Genomic DNA, 2,515 nt, shown 5'->3' with positions numbered 1-2,515 from the left:
GGCGAAGCAGGATTGAAATGAAGTTAAAAGCTGGATCTACCCCATGGCGACCTTTTCGCTGTTTGAAAATGTTGCGGGGCGGCTGGGCTAATTCTTATAAAGAGTAAAGAGGGAATAGCCGTTGATTTCCTTTTGGTCTGGTGTGGCCGCAGGCCACGACGTTAGTGGCCGCAGGCCATAGCCTAAACAAGCTTTGGGGCATAAATAAGTTAAAGATTTTACTTTCAAAAGGTGTGATTCAACTCTGAACTTGAGGCCGTTGAAAACTCTTTATACAAAAATGCGTGAAGCTCACATGGCCTTTCTCGCACCAAATTGCTGAAATGGCCGTTGACGGAAACCTCAGTCAGCATGTGAATGAGGTTTCGTCGGATTTGTTCAGCTGCGGCTCATATCTATAGAAAATATGTTGTTGATCCTTAGGACGTCATTAATAGCGCCTATGAATCTCGCAATTCTCGACGTAAGATCTTGCCAACATTTGATTTTGGCAATTCATCTCTAAATTCGATTATCCTTGGGTTTTTATAACCGGTAAGATATTTTCTACAATGTTTTTTTATTTCATCAACGGTCACATTACCTTTGCGTACAATAAATAATTTAACTTTTTCTCCTGTGGCGTCATCAGGAATGCCAATGGCCGCAGCTTCGATGATGTGAGGGTGAAGGGTTGCAACCTCTTCAATTTCAGTTGGAAAAACATTAAATCCCGACACTAGAATCATATCTTTTTTACGGTCTTCAATATAAAAAATCCCATCGTCATCCATTCTTCCTATATCGCCAGAGCTTAACCACCCTCCTGCATGCATTACAGTATTGGTTTCGGCTTCTTGTTGCCAATAGCCTTTCATCACTTGGGGCCCTCTAATTTGAATTTCACCAATTTGGTTAGGACCTAAAGGTTCATTTTCATCATTAACGATACGGAGTTCAGTGCTGGGTAAAGGGACACCAATTGAAGAAATAAATGATTGTTGTTGATGAGTACCAGCAGCGACTACTGGGGAACATTCAGTTAAGCCATAACCTTCTATGACAGGCATTCCAGTAAGCTGTTGCCAACGATCAGCAATAAGTTTCTGCGTCGGCATTCCACCTGCAATAGTAAAACGAGCGTGACTAAAATCTAATTTTTGAAAACCAGCATGATTGTTTAGGCCATTAAAAAGAGTATTTAAACCAAAAACCATTGTGAATGGATATTTACTTAAATCTGCTACGAAACCATCTATATCTCTTGGGTTGGTAATAAGTAGATTCGTTGCACCGAGAAAGAGCATAAACATCATACTCACTGAGTTGGCAAAAATATGATAAAGCGGAAGTGGGGTTACTGCATATTCCTTATCATATAAGGTTCTTGGGCTAAAATGAGCATGAACCTGTAGAACATTAGAAATAATATTACTATGTGTCAGCATTGCCCCTTTCGCAGGCCCCGTCGTTCCACCTGTATATTGGAGATATGCTAAATCATCTACTGTTATTTGGGGATCAATAAAGGGAAGTTTCTTGCCTTCGGTTAATGCTCTACGTAATGAAATAGCGTCGGGAATATGATATTTAGGCACTATTTTTTTGACATGTTTGATAAGAAAGTTAACTAATGTGCGCTTATGCATCGCTAACTCATCGCCGATTTTGGTTAACATAACATGCTTAATGTTAGTCTCATGCAGTATTTGCTGAAGGTTATTACCAAAATTTGTTACGGCAACAATAGCACTGGCCCCTGAGTCTCGTAATTGATGTTTTAATTCTCGAGGGGTATAAAGTGGATTAACATTGACAATAATGAGTCCTGCTTTTAATGCACCTAAAATAGTGATCGGATATTGCAATAAATTAGGCATCATCAAGGCGATCCGTTCGCCTTTTTTCATTTTTAGTTCAGATTGTAGATAAGCAGCAAAAGCGTTACTTTTACTTTCGAGATCTTGATAGGATAAGCTATGTCCCATATTAATATATGCTGCTTTTTTAGCATGCGCATTAAAAGACTCTTTAAACAAATCATTGATATTGTTATACATACTTGAATCTATTTTTGTGGCCACATCCTCAGGATATTGTGTTAGCCACGGTTTATCATTTGTCATTATAGCCATCATTAATGTTGTTTAAACATCACTATTGTAAATTAACTCGCCTAATTAGTATAAAAATAATAGCTTGAATTCAATGGATTAACTACTGTTCTAGGGGGTTAGCAGTAGTTAATCTCTCGGAGTGTGACTCGTCCCTACTTTTATCGCTTTTCCGTCTAATTCTATCTTTCTTCATCAATGAAAAAATCATTCAGCAACTGCACCTGTGGCACATGCGTGTATCAGGGTTTGTTATTAAAGAAAGCTTCATCAGTCAACAAATGAACTAAAAAGCGGGATAAATCCCCATGGCGACTTTTTCATATCTGTTATTTAAGTCAATAGAGAAAATGTTGCGGGGTGGCTGGGCCTATTCATTTATAAATAATAAACAGACAACAGCCGTTGGTTTCCTGTTGTTT

At 38.5% G+C, this 2,515-nt stretch carries 1 protein-coding gene; it reads right to left on the bottom strand.

The genetic code is table 11. The annotated features are described in order from the left end of the window. Window positions 1-440: 440 nt before the first annotated feature. Window positions 441-2,117, bottom strand: coding sequence for an AMP-binding protein (locus CXF78_RS20110; RefSeq protein ID WP_102037754.1), 1,677 nt, complete (start codon window positions 2,115-2,117; stop codon window positions 441-443). Window positions 2,118-2,515: the final 398 nt, after the last annotated feature.

Origin of the sequence: Shewanella sp. 11B5, assembly GCF_002836795.1 — a bacterium.
GTDB lineage: Bacteria > Pseudomonadota > Gammaproteobacteria > Enterobacterales > Shewanellaceae > Shewanella > Shewanella frigidimarina.
Note: the sequence above shows the minus strand (reverse complement) of the source record. Positions and strands in the feature narration are given on the sequence as shown.